We start from the raw sequence: 15,976 nt of genomic DNA, 5'->3' as shown, positions 1-15,976 counted from the left end.
TCTAATCCATATGTTCGTCATCGATCCGCTCCGGCCGGCCGGAGCCCGTAGCTGCGGACCGGGCCAGATGGTCCCGGATCATGCGGGCCACAGCTTCATGCCCTGCCTGGTTTGGGTGGTATGGCAGCGGTCCGCCCTCGGCAGGGACAAAGGCGCCCACCGTCCACGGATCGTCCGAGCCGGCATAGTGGTCCGCGCTGGCCTTGGCCACGCGCACCACTGAGCATCCGGTGGCATTGGCCCCGGCCTCGGTTGCCAGGGCCAGGTGCACTGCCAGCTCGCGGCCGGCGGCGGCCTGCGCCGGTTTCATGCCTGCCACCCGGATGTGCGGGTCCACCGGCAGCACGGTCAGGTATTCCACGAACAGGACGACGGCGTTGGGGGACCGGCGGCGGATCAGCTGTCCCACGGAGGCCATGGCCGCAGGAAGCAGCGCCAGCCGCCGGTTCAGGACAGCCGGGGCAAGGGCCTTGAGCATTTCGAGTGAGGGCAGGTGCCTGATGCGGGCAAGCGGAGACAGGCCTGCCGCCATCATGGACGCCGCGAAGCCAATGTCATTGCCGCCGATGGTGACGGTCACGAGGTCCGTGTCCTCAGCAAGGGCGTCCGCCTGCGGTGCCTGCCCGTATTGGGAGCGCCACAGCAGGTCCGCTGTGGTGGCTCCGGAACTGGTGACATCAGTGAGGGAAAGCTGCAGCTGCCGGGCCAGCAGGTGGGGATAGTTGACGTCGGTGCGCCCGGCTTCGGGCGGGCTTCCCGGCACCGGCCTGCCGAGCCCGGGTGCTGAGGCGAATGAACTGCCCAGGGCGACGTACCTGGCTCCGGTCCAGTCTGCTGCTGCTCTGTTCATGGGTGTTCCCCTTCACGGGTGCCTTACGGGAGGTTGAGGAGGCGCCGGATTTCGGCGTCGGTGGTCTGATCAAAGTTCTCGTAGGCCTGCCCAACGGCGGTTAGCCCAATCCCCTGCCACGGGATAACGACGTCGTCGGCCAGCGCCACTGCGGTTTCGGCCGCCGGACCGCAGCTCACTGGCGCCGCCGCCACCAGCTTGGCGGGATCCTGCCGGCGGAGTCCCTGCAGGGCCGCGCGCATGGACGCGCCGGTGGCCAGCCCGTCATCCACCAGCACCACCGTGCGGCCGTGAACATTCAGCGGGTCCCGGCGCATGCGGTAAAGCTTGTCGCGGCGAATCAGCTCCAGCTGCGCAATGGTGGCGGCGGCGTCAAAGGCCTGCTCCGCGGTGGCGGCGGAGCTGCCGGGACGCAGGGGGTGCTGCCAATCTGCGAGCACGGCCTCGTTTTGCACGGTGGTGATTGTTCCGGCCACCCATGCCATAGCTCCGGCGGCCAGTTCGGGCTGCCCGGGGAATCCCACTTTCTGCACCGCGACAACATCGAGCGGCGCGTGGAGCAGCTTGGCGACTTCGGCGGCCACGGGAACGCCGCCGCGCGGCAGGCCCAGTACCAGCAGGTTTGGCGCGCCGAGGTAGGGAGCCAGCGTTACGCCCAGCTGGACTCCGGAGTCCTGCCTGTCCCGATACCGGCGTAATGGTGCCATGGCTCCTCCTAGCGGGGCCGGTTTCTTGAAACGGTAGGGCGGCACCGGCACGGCTGGCAAGGCTGCGGCGGTCATCCCGTGCGGCGGATTGCGAAAGGCTGCCGGGCATAGCAGGGTGGGCGTGGAAAGGTGGACCCATGACTCCCACAGCTTTGATCACCGGCGCCACGTCCGGCATCGGTGCCGAATTTGCCCGCCAGCTCGCGAACCGCGGCTACAACCTGGTCCTCACCGCCCGGAATGAGGAGCGGTTGAAGGAATCCGCCGGGCGCCTGGCAGCGGAGTACTCCGTCCGGACGGAGTACATTGCGGCGGACCTGGCCGAGTCCGAAGGCGTTGAACGGGTGAGCCGCCGGCTGGAGAAACCGGATATTGCCCTGCTCGTGAACAACGCGGGCTACGGGCTGAAGAACAGCTTTGAACGCAACGGGCTGACGGCTGAAATGGACCACCTCAACGTCCTGGTGGCCGCACCGCTGCAGCTCAGCCACACCGCCCTGAACACGATGCTCTCCAGGATGGAGGAACCCCGGGGCCACATCATTAACGTGGCCTCCGTGGCCGGATTCATTCCGCGCGGCACCTACAGTGCGGCCAAGTCCTGGGTCATTACGTTCAGCCGCTGGGCGAACATCAACTACGGCGGACGCGGTGTGCACGTCACAGCGCTGTGTCCCGGCTTTGTACACACGGAATTCCACCAGCGCATGGACATGGACAAGACCGTGTACCCGGGCTGGATGTGGCTCGATGCCGAACGCGTGGTCCGGGAAGGCCTCGCGGATGCGTTTGCCGGCAAGGGCATCTCCATTCCCAGCAAGCGCTACAAGGCACTGGCCTGGTTCGGCGCCCGGGGCCCGCAGCCGCTCGTAGCACGCATCGCCGGCCGCGGCCGGTAGCTGCCGGCCGGTCCGGAACACGCCGTAATCCAGCTCGTTCCTTCCGGGGCCCGGCCCTTAGTCTGGGTGGCTATGACAAGCGCCACAAACCCCAGTCCCGCTTACCTCAACCAGCTCGACGCCGAAACCGGGCGCCGGATGGAAACGGCGCAGGCCCCGGCATCTCCGTATGCCGGGGCAGCCGCCAAGCTGTCCGCGGCGGTGGAAGCGCAGGTGGATGCGCTGGCTGCGGATCTCAACGACGTTGTGCATACGCTGCACGGGGATCCGGAAACCGCCTATGAAGAGCACCGCAGCGCCGCTTTCCTCGTGGAGCTGCTGCGGCGCCACGGCATCAAGGCCGAACTGGGGGTTCACGGACTGCCCACAGCCATCCGGGCCGAAATCGGCTCAGCATCCGCCCCTTTGGACGCAGGGACGGACAGCGAACCGGCCATCGCCATCCTCAGCGAATATGATGCCCTGCCGGAGGTGGGTCATGCGTGCGGGCACAACGTCATAGCGGCCACCGGAGCGGGAGCCTTCATTGCGCTGGCCAAAACGCTGGAGGAAAACCCGCAGGCCTTCCCTGGCCGCGTGGTCTTCCTGGGCACGCCGGCCGAGGAAGGGCATTCCGGCAAGGAAGTCATGGCGCGCAACGGCGCGTTCGATGACGTGGATGCGGCCATTATGGTCCACCCCTACGCCATGGACCTGGCCGAGCAGGTCTGGCTGGGCCGGCGGCTGCTGACCGTGACCTTCTCCGGCGTCGCCGCCCATGCCTCCGCCCAGCCGTTCATGGGACGCAACGCCCTGGATGCCGCATCCCTGGCCTACAGCGCCATCGGCCTGCTCCGGCAGCAGCTGCCGCCCGTGGACAGGGTCCACGCCATCATCACGGAGGGCGGGCAGCGTCCCAGTGTGATCCCCGAAAAGGCCGTGATGAAACTCTATGCGCGGTCCAAATATCCGGAAACGCTGAAGGACCTCAGCTCCCGGCTGGAGGACATTGCCCGCGGCGCCGCCCTGATGACCGGCACCGGCGTCAGCATCGACTGGGACGAACATCCGCCGTCGCTTCCGGTGCGCACCAACACCGCCCTGACCGGGCGCTGGGTCAGCGCACAGCAGCGCCGCGGCCGCAGCCCGCTGCCCGCCGGCGTGGTGTCGGAAACCATTGCCGCGTCCACGGATTTCGGCAACGTCAGCTACCGTATCCCGGGCATCCACCCGCTGATCGGCATTGCACCGGCGGACGTTGCTCTGCACACCCGGGCTTTCGCTGAGGCGGCCGCATCCCCCGCTGCAGAATCGGGGGCAATTGACGGCGCCGCAGGCCTGGCGCTGACCGCCCTTGATTATCTGTGTGATCCGGAACTCCGCCGTGCCGTGGCCGATGAGTTTGCCGCTGCCGGCGGACCGGTTGATGTTGCCCGCTATTTCGACTGACAGGAAATGAGACCGGCATGACCAGTAATCCCGCTGCATCCGTCAGGACCCGCTCCAACTTCCCGGACCGCCTTTTGGGCGGCATTGAACGCGTGGGCAATAAACTGCCGGACCCGTTCATGCTCTTCCTGATCCTTTTCCTGATTGTCGCGGTGGTCTCCACGGCCATGGCCTGGGCCAATGTGGTGGTGACCGTTCCCGGGGCGACCGAGGAAACGGTCATCAAGGGCTTCTTTACCGCGGAGGGCCTGAGCTGGTTCACCACCACCCTCGGAGCCAACTATCTGGGCTTTCCCCCGCTGGCTACGGTGCTGCCGATCCTGCTGGCCGTGGGGGTGGCGGAGAAGTCCGGCCTGCTCTCGGCGCTGATCCGCAAGGCCTTCGGGTCGGCACCTCGGTGGGCGCTCCCGTACGCGGTCGGCTTCGTGGGAGTCACCGGCTCGATCATGTCCGATGCCGCGTTTGTGGTCATCCCGCCGCTGGCGGCACTGGTCTTCAAGGCCGCCGGCCGCCATCCTGTGGCCGGTCTCCTGGGCGGCTTTGCCGCCGCCGGCGCGGGCTACTCCACCTCCCTGCTCGTCACCAGCCTGGATGCCCTCTTCTCGGGCATTACGACGGCGGTGACCGAGACGCTGCCGAATCCGGGTTCCCCGGTGAACCCGCTGTCCAACTACTTCTTCAACGCGGCGTCCTCGATCGTGCTGATCATGCTGACCGGGTTCATCATCGACAGGATCCTGGAGCCCCGGCTGCGCCGGCAGGAAGTGCCCACCGAGGAAACTGCCGCCGATGAGGACTCCGTTCCGGGAACGCAGCCTGCCGGCCTGCCCGCGGCAGCACTGTCGTCCACCCTCACTGCCGTGGAACGCCGGGGCGTTATCCGGGCAGTGGCGGCCGGTGCCGTCGTCGCCGCCGCCATCCTCACGGGGGCCCTCCTGCCGGACTCGCCCTGGCGGAATGAAGACGGCGGCTACCTGCCCAAATCACCGCTGCTGAGCTCCATCGTCTTCATTGTCTTCATCATGTTCACCGTGCCGGGCCTGATTTATGGAAAGATCACCGGCACGATCGCCTCCGGCAAAGATGTTCCGCGGGTCATGGGGGCCGCGATCAAGGACATGAGCGGGTTCCTGGTGCTGGCGTTCATCCTCGGCCAGTTCATCGCGCTGTTCAACTGGTCGGGAATCGGCAACTGGCTGGCCGTCGCCGGCGCTTCGGGCCTGGAGTCCATCGGGCTGACCGGCTACCCCGCCATCATCGGGTTCATCCTCCTGGCGTCGCTGCTGAACCTGTTCATCATTTCCGGTTCGGCCATGTGGACGCTGATGGCGTCGGTGTTCGTGCCGATGTTCGCCCTGCTTGGCTTCGAACCGGCCTTCATCCAGGGTGCGTTCCGGGTGGGGGACTCCGCCACCCAGATCCTGACCCCGCTGAACCCCTACATGATTGTGCTGCTGACCATGCTCCGCAAATATGAACCGCAGGCCGGGCTGGGTACGGTCATTGCCCGCATGCTGCCCTTCACCGTGCTTTTCTGGCTCGCCTGGGTAGGCGTGCTGACCGTCTTCTTTGTTTTCGGCCTGCCTATGGGCCCGGGCAATGGAATATACATCGACGGCTAAACGCTGGATCCGGATAACCACTACATCGAAAGGCAACGCGACATGAGTTCGACCAGCCCTAAGATCTACGCCCTGCATGAGAACCCCGAATGGTTTCCGCCGTTTGCCCGCGCCTTCGAAGCCGAAGGACTGGAAGTGGAGGAATGGCTGCTGACCGACGGCGTCCTGGACCTGGACTCCGTGCCGCCGGAGGGAATCTTCTGGTCCCGGATCAGCGCCTCATCCCACACCAGGGACCACGGCCTGTCCAAGGATTATGCCCGGGCGGTGCTGTCCTGGCTGGAAGCCCACGGGCGGCGGACGGTCAACGGACGGCGGATCCTGGAGCTGGAAATGAGCAAGGTGGATCAGCTCACCGCCCTGCGGGCTGCCGGCATCGATACTCCGCGCACAGTGGCCGCCGTCGGCCGGGACTCCATTCTGGACGCAGCCAAGGAATTCCAGGCCCCCTTCATCACCAAGCACAACCAGGGAGGCAAGGGACTGGGAGTCCGGAAGTTCGAGTCCCACGGCGAGCTTGCCGACTACGTGGCGGGACCCGACTTTGAGGAACCCGCTGACGGCATCACCCTCATTCAGGAGTTCATCAACGCCGCCGAGCCCTTCATCACCCGCGTGGAGATCGTGGGCGGGGAGTTCATCTATGCCATCCGCGCAGACACCGCCCGCGGCGGATTCCAGCTTTGCCCGGCGGACGCGTGCGCCATTGACCCGTCCACCGGCAAGCCGATCATGCCGCCCGGCGCCACGATCGCCCCGGATGAGGACACCCAGCTCTTCAGCCTGCGGGAGGATTTTGACCACCCGATCATCGGCAAGTACCTGGACTTCGCCAAGCGGACGGGACTGGAGGTCTGCGGCATCGAATTCATGGAAACGGCCGACGGCCGCATCCTCACCTACGACGTAAACACCAACACCAACTACAACGCCGTGGTCGAGGCCGCCGCCCCGCGGTCGGCACCCCGGGCGCTGGCTCAGTATCTTAAAGAGGTTGCCGGCTAAGGCCCGCATTTTTCTGCCCTCCTCAGACGTGGTGCAGGACAAAAAATTTATCTCCGGGCCGGGCGCGTCGCTATAGTCAGGATTATTCAAAGTGAAGGAGCTTCTTCAATGACTGCTGCCCAGGAACCACTGTGGGTCAAGAACTATCAGCCCGGCGTTCCGGCAACCATTGAGCTGCCCACCGAGTCACTGACGGACATGGTGGAAGACGCCGTTGCCCGCTACGGGTCCAATGTGGCGCTGGAATTCTTCGGTGCCGAAACCACCTACACCGAGCTGGGCGACCAGATCAGCCGTGCCGCCGAGGGGCTCCGGAAGCTGGGCGTGCGCCGGGGCCACCGCGTTGCCATCGTGCTGCCGAACTGCCCCCAGTACCTCATCGCGTTCTACGCCGTGCTCCGTCTGGGCGCCGTCGTCGTCGGCCACAACCCGCTGTACACGGAACGCGAACTTCGCCACCAGTTTGAAAACCATGGCGCGCAGGTAGCGATCGTCTGGGACAAGGCCGTGGAAAAAATCCAGGACTTCCCCGATGATATTGCCGTCAAAACCGTGATCGCCGTGGACATCACCAAGGCCATGCCGCGGCTCAAGCGTATTGGCCTGCGGCTGCCCCTGCCGTCGATCCGCCGCACCCGCGCGGGGCTCACGACAAAAACCGAAAACACCATGTCCTGGGAAAAGCTGCTCAGCTCGGCTCCGATCGACAGCGCCCATCCCCGCCCGTCGGTGCGGGACGTGGCCGCGCTGCAGTACACCTCCGGCACCACGGGAGTTCCCAAGGGTGTCATGCTCACACACTTCAACCTGCGCTCCAACGCCCTGCAGGGCCAGGCCTGGATGCACGGAGCGCAGGAGGGCAAGGAAGTCATTTACGGCGTACTGCCGATGTTCCATGCCTTCGGCCTGACCCTTTACCTGACCTTCTCCATCCTGACCGGGTCGCGGCTGGTGCTGTTCCCCAAGTTCGATGTGGACCTGGTAATGGATGCTGCCAAGAAATCCAAGCCCACCGTGTTCTGCGCCGTCCCGCCGATCTATGAAAAGACCGCGCTGGAATCCAAGAAGCGCGGCATTGACCTGTCCACCATCCGCTACGCCATTTCAGGAGCCATGACCCTGCCGGCGTCCACCGTGAAGCTCTGGGAAGAGGTTTCCGGCGGCCTGCTGGTGGAGGGTTACGGCCTCACCGAATCTTCGCCGGTCGCGCTGGGAAATCCGTTCGCGGAGAGCCGCCGCAACGGCACCATCGGTGTTCCTTTCCCCAGCACCGAAATGCGCGTTGTCGATCCGGAACAGCCCTCCTCCGATGTGCCGCACGGTGTGCCGGGTGAACTGCTCATCCGCGGCCCGCAGGTCTTCGCCGGCTACTGGAACAACACCGAGGACACCGAGCAGGTGCTGCTCGACGGCGGCTGGCTGCGCACCGGCGACATCGTCACGGTGGATGACGACGGCTTTGTGAAGGTGGTGGACCGCCGCAAGGAACTGATCATCACCGGCGGCTTCAACGTTTCCCCCACCGAAGTGGAGGAAGTGCTGCGCAGCAACCAGGCTATTGCCGATGTCGCCGTGGTGGGCCTGCCCCGGCCCGACGGCGGCGAGCAGGTTGTCGCGGCTGTTGTCCTGACCGAAGGTGCGGAACTGGATGAAGCCGGACTGCGCGCCTGGTGCCGCGAGCGGCTCACGCCGTACAAGGTTCCGCGCCGGATTGTGGCGATCGATGAGCTGCCCAAATCCCTGCTGGGCAAGGTGCTCCGCCGCCAGGTGCGCGAAATGCTGACCGAGGCGGAGTAAGCCCCTTCCACTTTGCCTATTGACGCTCCGAAGGCGGTGGGTTGGAATAGTAAGCAGGCTTGGGATTTCAGGCCTGCTTGATGCTACAGCCGCCCACCAAAAGCCCCCACAGGGCTCATCCCGGAGTTTGGCACGCTACCTCGAAGGTTGATCGGCGACTGATCGGTTGCCTGTATCTTCACGATGCCTGTTCAGGCTCCGGCCAACGTGAACCAAGCCGCACAACGGCGATGTTTTCACAGCTGAAGGAGAAGAGCATGATCAGCAACCAGCAAGTTGAAGGTCTCATGGCAGGCTCCGGCAACGTCCTGGGCCCCAACGGTGACAAGATCGGCGCCGTTGGAACGTTCTATCTGGATGACCAGACCAACGAACCCGCCTGGGTTACGGTCAACACGGGAATTCTCGGAACGAACGAGTCCTTCGTGCCCCTCAGCGAAGCGACGGTGGAGGGTGTGGACGTCCTGGTTCCCTACTCCAAGGACGAGGTGAAGAACTCCCCGCAGGTCGAAGCCGACGGATCCATCTCTCCCGAAGAAGAGGTGACCCTTTACCGGTACTACGGGTTCACGTACGACGACGGCAGCGATGACGTCGCCACCATGGATGCAGGCACCATGACGGACTCCACCATGACCGATTCGGCGGGTGTCGGAACCCGGTCCGGCGAACGGTCGGACTTCACGGAGGACAGCGACCTGACGCGGTCCGGCATGTCAGCGGATTCGACCGTGGGCAGGGATACCTCCGGCCCCACCACGGATGACGCCATGACCCGCTCGGAAGAGCAGCTGGATGTGGGCACCCGGTCCCACGAGACAGGCAGGGCGCGCCTGCGGAAGTACGTCGTCACGGAGACCGTCACCACCGAGGTTCCGGTCAGCCATGAAGAGGTCCGCATTGAGCGTGAGCCGGTCACGGATGCCACTGCAGGTTCGGCCATGTCCGGGCCGGAGCTCAGCGAAGAGGAGCATGAAGTGACCCTCCACGCTGAGGAGCCGGTCGTCAGTAAGAAGACGGTGCCGGTGGAGCGCGTCCGGATGGATACGGAAACCGTCACGGACTCGGAAAGCGTGTCCGAGGAAGTCCGCAAGGAGCAGATTGAAACGGAGATTGACGACAGCGTCCGTCGAAGCTCCGGCACGGATTCACATGGCGGGTCCGGCCACTCCGGCGGCGCGTCGGGCGGCACATCCGGAGAGAGCGGCTCGGGCAGCGGAAGGTAACTGAAAGGCACCATTTGAGGGCGGGGTTCCGGCAGCTGCCGGAACCCCGCATGCCTTTAACGCCCGTATTAGGGTGCAGCAACCTGCCGCGCGGTGCGCTCAAGCACCTCACGGCACGCCAGGACCGCCGGCCGGTTGGCGCCGGCCCGCCGCACCGACGTGAAAATGCTGCGGTGCGGCTTACCCTCCAGCTCCAGCAGCTGCACGCTGGGTTCACGCCCGGTCCAGACCAGATCCGGCATCAGGGCCACGGCGTTGCCGGACTCGATCAGCCGGATCTGGGCCTGCAGATCTGCCGTTTCAAAGCGGACATCCGGCTCGAATCCGGCTCTCCGGCAAATCTGTTCTGCCCAGTGCCGGGACGCGGCGCCCCGCGGTTCCATCACCCAGGGCACATCAGCGGTGTCCGCCAGGGTGCGCACCGGCGGGAGGCCCTCATGCGGTACGGCCAGGCGGATGGCGTCCGATGTCAGGTGCACCCGGTCCAGTTCGGCATGCCGGACGGCGGCATGGCCGGGGTACTGTTCGGCAATCACCAGATCAAAGTCCCGGGCCCATGTTTCATAGAGCGCCGTTTCGGGTTCGCGCTGGACCATTTGCACCCGCAGCTCAGGGTGCTCGCGCCGCAGGATCCGCAGGGCATCGGGCAGGAGCGCCAGCGCGGCCGACTGGAACACTGCCACCCGGATTGTCCCGGTCACCGATGTCAGGGACGAGGCGAGGTCCGCTTCGGCCCGTTCCAGTGACTCCAGGATGTCGGAGGCATGCGCCACCAGGATCTCGGCCTGCGGAGTCAGCTGCACGCCGCGTCCGGTTTTCCGCAGCAGCTCCACACCTACGGATTTCTCCAGCTGACCGAGCTGCTGGGACACCGCAGAGGGGCTGAGGTCCAGCGCTTCCGCCACTGCGGCCAGGGTCCCGCGGGCTTTGACCTCACGGAGAAGGATCATGCGGCGAACATCGAGCACTGTAATTTCCTGCCTTTGGATTCATTAGTAAATCTAACCTATATCGTTTAGAAAAGGTACCGTTGCCTAACGGGAAATAGTGCGGATACTTAGAGGAATACCTATTAGTTGTACGTTGAAATGAGCTGCCCGCATGAGCAACACCATCACCGAAACCACCGCGGGATCGGACACCCCCCAGGCGCTGGCCGAGGAAGCCGTGGCCCTGGTCCGCCGCTGGCTCGCCGAAGCAGCGTCCGTCCCGGTGGACGCCTCCGCTGCCCAGCTTGCCGGAGTACTCAAGGACCCGGCCGGACTGGACTTCACCGTGGGATTCGTTGACGGCGTTATCCGCCCCGAGGACCTGCATGTGGCGGGCCGAAACCTTGCCGCCCTGGCGCCGCGGGTTCCCGGCTTCCTGCCCTGGTACATGCGCTCGGCTGTCCGCCTCGGCGGGGTGATGGCTCCTGCGCTGCCTCAGGTTGTCATCCCGGTGGCCCGCAAGGTGCTGCGCCGCATGGTTGGCCACCTCATCGTGGACGCCACCGACGCCCGGCTCGGAAAAGCGATTGCCGGCATCCGCAAGGACGGCATCCGGCTGAATATGAACCTCCTGGGCGAGGCCGTCCTTGGCGAGAACGAAGCTGCCCGCCGCCTGCAGGGCACCCACGAGCTCCTCGCGCGCGACGACGTCGACTACGTCTCCATCAAGGTTTCCTCCACTGTCTCGCCGCACTCGCACTGGGCCTTCGACGAGGCAGTGGACCACGTGGTGGAAAGCCTGACTCCGCTCTACCGCCGGGCTGCTTCCTCTGCGCAGAAGAAGTTCATCAACCTGGACATGGAGGAGTACAAGGACCTGGAGATGACCATGGCGGTCTTCACCAAACTCCTGTCCATGCCCGAGTTCAAGGACCTGGAAGCCGGCATTGTGCTCCAGGCCTACCTCCCGGATGCGCTGTCCGCCATGATGCGCCTGCAGGAATTTGCCGCCGCCCGCCGCGCCGGCGGCGGTGCCTCCATCAAGGTCCGTGTGGTCAAGGGCGCCAACCTGCCCATGGAACAGGTGGAAGCCTCGCTGCACGACTGGCCGCTGGCCACCTGCGGCTCCAAGGCGGAAACGGACACCAACTACAAGCGCGTCATCAACTACGCGCTGCAGCCCGGGCACGTGGACAACGTGCGGATCGGTGTTGCCGGCCACAACCTCTTCGACATCGCCTTCGCCTGGCTGCTGGCCAAGCAGCGCGGCGTGACCGCGGGCATTGAATTCGAGATGCTGCTCGGCATGGCCACCGGCCAGGCCGAGGTGGTCAAGCGTGACGTCGGATCGCTTCTGCTGTACACGCCCGTGGTGCACCCGGCGGAGTTCGACGTCGCCATCGCCTACCTGATCCGCCGCCTCGAAGAGGGCGCCAGCTCCGAGAACTTTATGTCCGCCGTCTTTGAGCTCAGTGAAAACGAAGCCCTCTTCGAGCGGGAGAAGCTGCGTTTCCTCACGTCGCTGGAAGACCTGGATGACCGGGTTCCCGCCCCGAACCGCATCCAGGACCGCAGCCAGCCGCGTCCTGCCGTATCCGGCGGCGCCGTGAACCAGGGCTTCAGCAACACTCCGGACACCGATCCTTCGCTTCCGGCCAACCAGGCCTGGGGCCGCTCCATCCTGAGCCGGATCGAAGGCTCACCGCTGGGCAAGGCAGCCGTTGCCGATGCCCGGGTGGCCGACGAAGAGGCGCTCTCCGCGGTCATCGAGACAGCTGTTTCCGCCAGCAGGGGCTGGGCCGCCCTCAGCGGTGCCGACCGTGCCGAGATCCTGCACCGAGCAGGCAGCATCCTCGAAGACCACCGTGCAGACCTGATGGAGGTCATGGCCGATGAAACCGGCAAGACCCTGGACCAGTCGGATCCCGAGGTTTCCGAAGCCGTCGACTTTGCGCATTACTACGCTGAGCGGGCCAAGGACCTGGAAAACATCGACGGCGCCCGCTTCGTCCCGGCCCGGCTCACGGTGGTTACCCCGCCCTGGAATTTCCCGGTAGCCATTCCTGCCGGCTCCACCCTGGCCGCCCTCGCGGCCGGTTCCTCGGTGATCATCAAGCCGGCCCGCCAGTCCGCGCGCAGCGGAGCCGTCATGGTGGAAGCACTCTGGGAAGCCGGCGTTCCCCGCGATGTCCTGCAGATGGTCCAGCTGGGCGAGCGTGAACTCGGCCGCCAGCTCATTTCAGATCCTTCCGTGGACCGCGTCATCCTCACCGGAGGCTATGAAACGGCAGAGCTGTTCCGTTCCTTCCGCCCTGATTTGCCCCTGCTGGCGGAAACCTCGGGAAAGAACGCCGTCATCGTCACGCCCAGCGCCGACTTTGACCTGGCCGCGCGCGACGTCGTTTCCTCCGCTTTCGGCCACGCGGGCCAGAAGTGCTCGGCAGCCTCCCTGGTGATCCTTGTGGGTTCGGTGGCCAAGTCTCCCCGCTTCCGGAACCAGCTGGTGGACGCCGTGCAGTCGCTCAAGGTCGGCTATCCGGTGGACGCCGTCACGCAGATGGGTCCGATCATTGAACCCGCCGAAGGCAAGCTGCTCCGCGGACTGACCGTGCTGGGCGAAGGCGAGTCCTGGCTCATTGAGCCGAAGCAGCTCGATGATTCCGGCCGTCTCTGGAGCCCGGGCGTGCGCACCGGGGTTCGTCCCGGTTCCGAATACCACCTCACCGAGTACTTTGGTCCCATCCTCGGGGTCATGACCGCAGACACCTTGGAAGAAGCCATCGCACTGCAGAACCAGATCGACTACGGACTGACCTCCGGCCTGCACTCGCTGGATCCGGCGGAGATGGACCTGTGGCTGGAGAACATTTCGGCCGGCAACCTCTACATCAACCGCGGCATCACCGGTGCCATTGTCCAGCGCCAGCCCTTCGGCGGCTGGAAGAAATCAGCGGTGGGCGCCGGAACCAAGGCCGGCGGTCCCAACTACCTCATGGGCCTGGGCACATGGGAGCCGGCAACGGCCACCGGCAGCGGAAGCCGGGTTCGTCATCAGGGCGCTGCCAAGCTCCTGGCTGCCGCAGGTTCAAACAGCTTCACCGCGGATACCGGATTCCTGCAGCGTGCACTGGGCAGCGATGCCGCGGCGTGGGCCGAGGAGTTCGGCACCACTCAGGACGTGTCAGCGCTGAGCGCGGAACGCAACGTGTTCCGCTACCGGCCGCTGCCGGTCACCATCCGGTTGTCCGAGAACGAGCCGCTGGATGCTCTTGTTCGCGTGGCCGCTGCCGGACTGCTGGCCGGATCGACGCTTCGGATCTCCACCGGCGTCGAACTGCCGCTGGCGCTTCGGGCCGTCCTGACGGAACAGGGAATCCCCGTGACGGAGGAGAACGACGCCGAATGGCTGGCTTCCGCTGCAGCGTTTGACCCGGCTGTGCAGGGGACCCGGATCCGCCTGATCGGCTCCGGCGCCTCGGATCTGGCCACGGCCCTCGGCGGACGGCCGGACGTAGCCGTCTATGCCAACCCGGTCACCGAGGCCGGGCGCGTTGAGCTGCTGCCGTTCCTGCATGAGCAGGCCGTGAGCATCACAGCGCACCGCTTCGGGACGCCGAACCACCTCTCGGATGCCCTGATCTAGACCGCATTCGGCAACAGAAAAGACGGCACGGGTCTATCCCGGTGCCGCCTTTTCTTGTTAAGGTGTGCCCATGGAACTGATTTACGAGTAGGTGCCTTCCGGGCCGGATTGCCGGCTCCGAGCACCCGCTCTTATCGCTGACCCCCATTCACCCGTATCGCCCGGGTAGGCGGTCCATGCTGTCTATGCAGGACGGCCATCATCAGCGCAGTTCCCGGCCGGTACTATGAAAAGTCCGGAGATCAACCATGGCATCATCCAAAAAGAACCCGTCCGCGCCCTTTTCCGGGCTTGGCATCCCCGTCTCTCCCGTTGCGTCCGTCTCTGCCAACACGTCCGAGCTGCCGGTAACGGCAACGGTGAACATCGCCCCGGCAGCAGCAGCAAAGCTCGGCGCCGACGGCGGAGATCCGCCGGTTCCGGGTGCGGACGCGGAGTCCGCCCTCCCCGGGTGGCAGAGCCTGGGCAAGGACCACAAGCCCACGCACAGTTTCGGGAAACAGGGGCGGAGGGAAAAGAAGGTCCGCTGGTAGCAGGACCGGAAGACAGCAGTGTAGGAAACAGCAGTACAGAAACACTGCAGGACAGGGGCCCGGGGAATTCCGGGCCCCTGTTCATACATGTGGGGCTGTTCATGCATGTGGGCCTGTCCTTGCCGGTGGGGGCAGTGCCATCATGGACAGCCACAGCCACAGCCACAGCCACAGCTACCCGAAGAGGTCCCGCCATGCTGCTCAATGAGAAAAATGCCGTCATCTACGGTGGAGGAGGAGCGATTGGGGGAGCGGTGGCCCGGGCCTTCGCGAGGGAAGGTGCACGCGTTTTCCTGGCCGGCCGGCATCCTGAACCTCTTGAGCAGGTGGCCCGGGATATCCGGGCAAGCGGAGGGCTGGTGGAAACTGCGCTGCTCGACGCCACCAACGGACAGGCTGTGGATGAGCACGCCAACGATGTCACGGCCGCAGCAGGGAGCCTGGACATCTCCATGAACGTGATTCAACACGGTGATGTGCAGGGCAAACCGATGGTTGATATGTACGTGGAGGACTATCTGCGGCCGGTATCCACCGCAGTGCAAACCATGTTCCTGACCTCGCGTGCGGCTGCCCGGCACATGATGCAGCAGCGTTCCGGCGTCATCCTGGCTTTTGGAGGTTCGGGCAACCCTTCGCCGGGTCTCTGGCTGGGCGGCCTGATCACCGCTTTTGAGGCCATGGAGGCCATGCGCCGCCAGCTGGCGGTGGAGCTTGGGCCCCACGGCATCCGCGTGGTGACCCTGCGCAGCGGAGGCATTCCCGAGTCCCTTCCACCGGATATGGACGGAAAAGAAGACATTGCAAACAGCATTGTGGACGCCACTCTGCTGAGGCGTGCGGCAACACTGGAAGATGTCGGGAATGCTGCAGCCTTTGCTGCTTCAGACAAAGCCGGAAGCATGACCGCCGCAACTCTGAATCTCAGCGCCGGGGCGCTCATGGACCGCTAACCGCAGGAACGATAGGGGCTCCCTGGATTCTCAGGGCGAGGTCAAATCCGGCAATGCGGGTGTCCTCCCATGGACGCAGCGGCTCGCCCGGACGGTAGTCGGAGGAAGACTCGGGGATGTCAGCCGGATGGTCCATGCCTGACCCTAACAACCGGCTGTGCTATTCGGGGCGGCGGCTAGTGCTTCGCGGTGATCTTCCAAATGGTGAAGTCTTCAACGCTGATTGCGGTGCGGGTTCCTCCGTCGTCCTCGCGGATCCAGACGGTGCCCAACCCCGGGGCCGTTTCACGGACTTCTCCGCGGTAGTAGACCTGTTCGCCGCTGCGTACTTCCACATGGTCTCCGCGGCGGATGGAGCGTATGTTTCGGACCCGCTTGGAGCGG

13 protein-coding genes are annotated in these 15,976 nt (G+C 65.2%); 9 read left to right on the top strand and 4 right to left on the bottom strand.

Going from position 1 to position 15,976, the window contains the following annotated elements:
* Position 1: 1 nt before the first annotated feature.
* Positions 2–850, bottom strand: a complete 849-nt coding sequence (locus tag QMA10_RS01125) for an SGNH/GDSL hydrolase family protein (RefSeq protein WP_290165340.1) — start codon at positions 848–850, stop codon at positions 2–4.
* 23 nt (positions 851–873) lie between these two features.
* On the bottom strand, positions 874–1,557 hold the full coding sequence (locus tag QMA10_RS01120) for a phosphoribosyltransferase family protein (RefSeq protein WP_290165338.1): 684 nt from the start codon (positions 1,555–1,557) through the stop codon (positions 874–876).
* 137 nt (positions 1,558–1,694) lie between these two features.
* Here QMA10_RS01120 and QMA10_RS01115 point away from each other — a divergent pair, with 137 nt between their 5' ends.
* The 6 genes from QMA10_RS01115 (at position 1,695) to QMA10_RS01090 (ending at position 9,534) form a co-directional block, all read left to right on the top strand.
* On the top strand, positions 1,695–2,456 hold the full coding sequence (locus QMA10_RS01115; RefSeq protein ID WP_290165336.1) for an SDR family NAD(P)-dependent oxidoreductase: 762 nt from the start codon (positions 1,695–1,697) through the stop codon (positions 2,454–2,456).
* A 72-nt stretch (positions 2,457–2,528) separates the two neighbouring features.
* Complete coding sequence (locus tag QMA10_RS01110; protein WP_290165334.1) at positions 2,529–3,884, top strand: M20 family metallopeptidase; 1,356 nt, start codon at positions 2,529–2,531, stop codon at positions 3,882–3,884.
* Positions 3,885–3,901: 17 nt separating this feature from the next.
* The gene (locus tag QMA10_RS01105; RefSeq protein ID WP_290165333.1) at positions 3,902–5,506 is read left to right on the top strand and encodes an AbgT family transporter; all 1,605 of its coding nucleotides are present in this window, start codon (positions 3,902–3,904) and stop codon (positions 5,504–5,506) included.
* A 42-nt stretch (positions 5,507–5,548) separates the two neighbouring features.
* Entirely contained in the window at positions 5,549–6,511 is a 963-nt protein-coding gene (locus tag QMA10_RS01100; protein ID WP_290165331.1) for an alpha-L-glutamate ligase, read from the top strand.
* Between the two features lie 108 nt (positions 6,512–6,619).
* A complete protein-coding gene (locus QMA10_RS01095) occupies positions 6,620–8,308 on the top strand; it encodes a long-chain-fatty-acid--CoA ligase (RefSeq protein ID WP_290165329.1) in 1,689 nt (562 codons plus the stop codon).
* A 257-nt stretch (positions 8,309–8,565) separates the two neighbouring features.
* A complete protein-coding gene (locus tag QMA10_RS01090) occupies positions 8,566–9,534 on the top strand; it encodes a YsnF/AvaK domain-containing protein (RefSeq protein WP_290165327.1) in 969 nt (322 codons plus the stop codon).
* A gap of 68 nt (positions 9,535–9,602) precedes the next feature.
* Here QMA10_RS01090 and QMA10_RS01085 read toward each other — a convergent pair whose 3' ends face one another.
* The gene (locus QMA10_RS01085) at positions 9,603–10,502 is read right to left on the bottom strand and encodes a LysR family transcriptional regulator (protein WP_290165326.1); all 900 of its coding nucleotides are present in this window, start codon (positions 10,500–10,502) and stop codon (positions 9,603–9,605) included.
* Between the two features lie 133 nt (positions 10,503–10,635).
* Here QMA10_RS01085 and QMA10_RS01080 point away from each other — a divergent pair, with 133 nt between their 5' ends.
* From QMA10_RS01080 to QMA10_RS01070, 3 genes are all read left to right on the top strand, one after another.
* The gene (locus tag QMA10_RS01080) at positions 10,636–14,106 is read left to right on the top strand and encodes a bifunctional proline dehydrogenase/L-glutamate gamma-semialdehyde dehydrogenase (protein WP_290165324.1); all 3,471 of its coding nucleotides are present in this window, start codon (positions 10,636–10,638) and stop codon (positions 14,104–14,106) included.
* A gap of 248 nt (positions 14,107–14,354) precedes the next feature.
* The gene (locus QMA10_RS01075; RefSeq protein WP_290165322.1) at positions 14,355–14,639 is read left to right on the top strand and encodes a hypothetical protein; all 285 of its coding nucleotides are present in this window, start codon (positions 14,355–14,357) and stop codon (positions 14,637–14,639) included.
* 194 nt (positions 14,640–14,833) lie between these two features.
* Positions 14,834–15,592, top strand: coding sequence for an SDR family oxidoreductase (locus QMA10_RS01070; RefSeq protein WP_290165320.1), 759 nt, complete (start codon positions 14,834–14,836; stop codon positions 15,590–15,592).
* 176 nt (positions 15,593–15,768) lie between these two features.
* Here the strand turns inward: QMA10_RS01070 and QMA10_RS01065 are convergent.
* On the bottom strand, positions 15,769–15,976 hold a 208-nt coding region (locus QMA10_RS01065), incomplete at its 5' end, for a hypothetical protein (protein ID WP_290165318.1).

It is taken from the genome of Arthrobacter sp. APC 3897 (genome assembly GCF_030407495.1).
Taxonomy (GTDB): domain Bacteria; phylum Actinomycetota; class Actinomycetes; order Actinomycetales; family Micrococcaceae; genus Arthrobacter_B.
Note: the sequence above shows the minus strand (reverse complement) of the source record. Positions and strands in the feature narration are given on the sequence as shown.

Bases quoted from the DNA above. Each gene is read 5' to 3' on its own strand.
- QMA10_RS01115 (WP_290165336.1), top strand. From the start codon at position 1,695: ATGACTCCCACAGCTTTGATCACCGGCGCCACGTCCGGCATCGGTGCC.
- QMA10_RS01125 (WP_290165340.1), bottom strand. From the start codon at position 850: ATGAACAGAGCAGCAGCAGACTGGACCGGAGCCAGGTACGTCGCCCTG.
- QMA10_RS01090 (WP_290165327.1), top strand. From the start codon at position 8,566: ATGATCAGCAACCAGCAAGTTGAAGGTCTCATGGCAGGCTCCGGCAAC.
- QMA10_RS01080 (WP_290165324.1), top strand. From the start codon at position 10,636: ATGAGCAACACCATCACCGAAACCACCGCGGGATCGGACACCCCCCAG.
- QMA10_RS01105 (WP_290165333.1), top strand. From the start codon at position 3,902: ATGACCAGTAATCCCGCTGCATCCGTCAGGACCCGCTCCAACTTCCCG.
- QMA10_RS01095 (WP_290165329.1), top strand. From the start codon at position 6,620: ATGACTGCTGCCCAGGAACCACTGTGGGTCAAGAACTATCAGCCCGGC.
- QMA10_RS01075 (WP_290165322.1), top strand. From the start codon at position 14,355: ATGGCATCATCCAAAAAGAACCCGTCCGCGCCCTTTTCCGGGCTTGGC.
- QMA10_RS01110 (WP_290165334.1), top strand. From the start codon at position 2,529: ATGACAAGCGCCACAAACCCCAGTCCCGCTTACCTCAACCAGCTCGAC.
- QMA10_RS01120 (WP_290165338.1), bottom strand. From the start codon at position 1,557: ATGGCACCATTACGCCGGTATCGGGACAGGCAGGACTCCGGAGTCCAG.
- QMA10_RS01100 (WP_290165331.1), top strand. From the start codon at position 5,549: ATGAGTTCGACCAGCCCTAAGATCTACGCCCTGCATGAGAACCCCGAA.
- QMA10_RS01070 (WP_290165320.1), top strand. From the start codon at position 14,834: ATGCTGCTCAATGAGAAAAATGCCGTCATCTACGGTGGAGGAGGAGCG.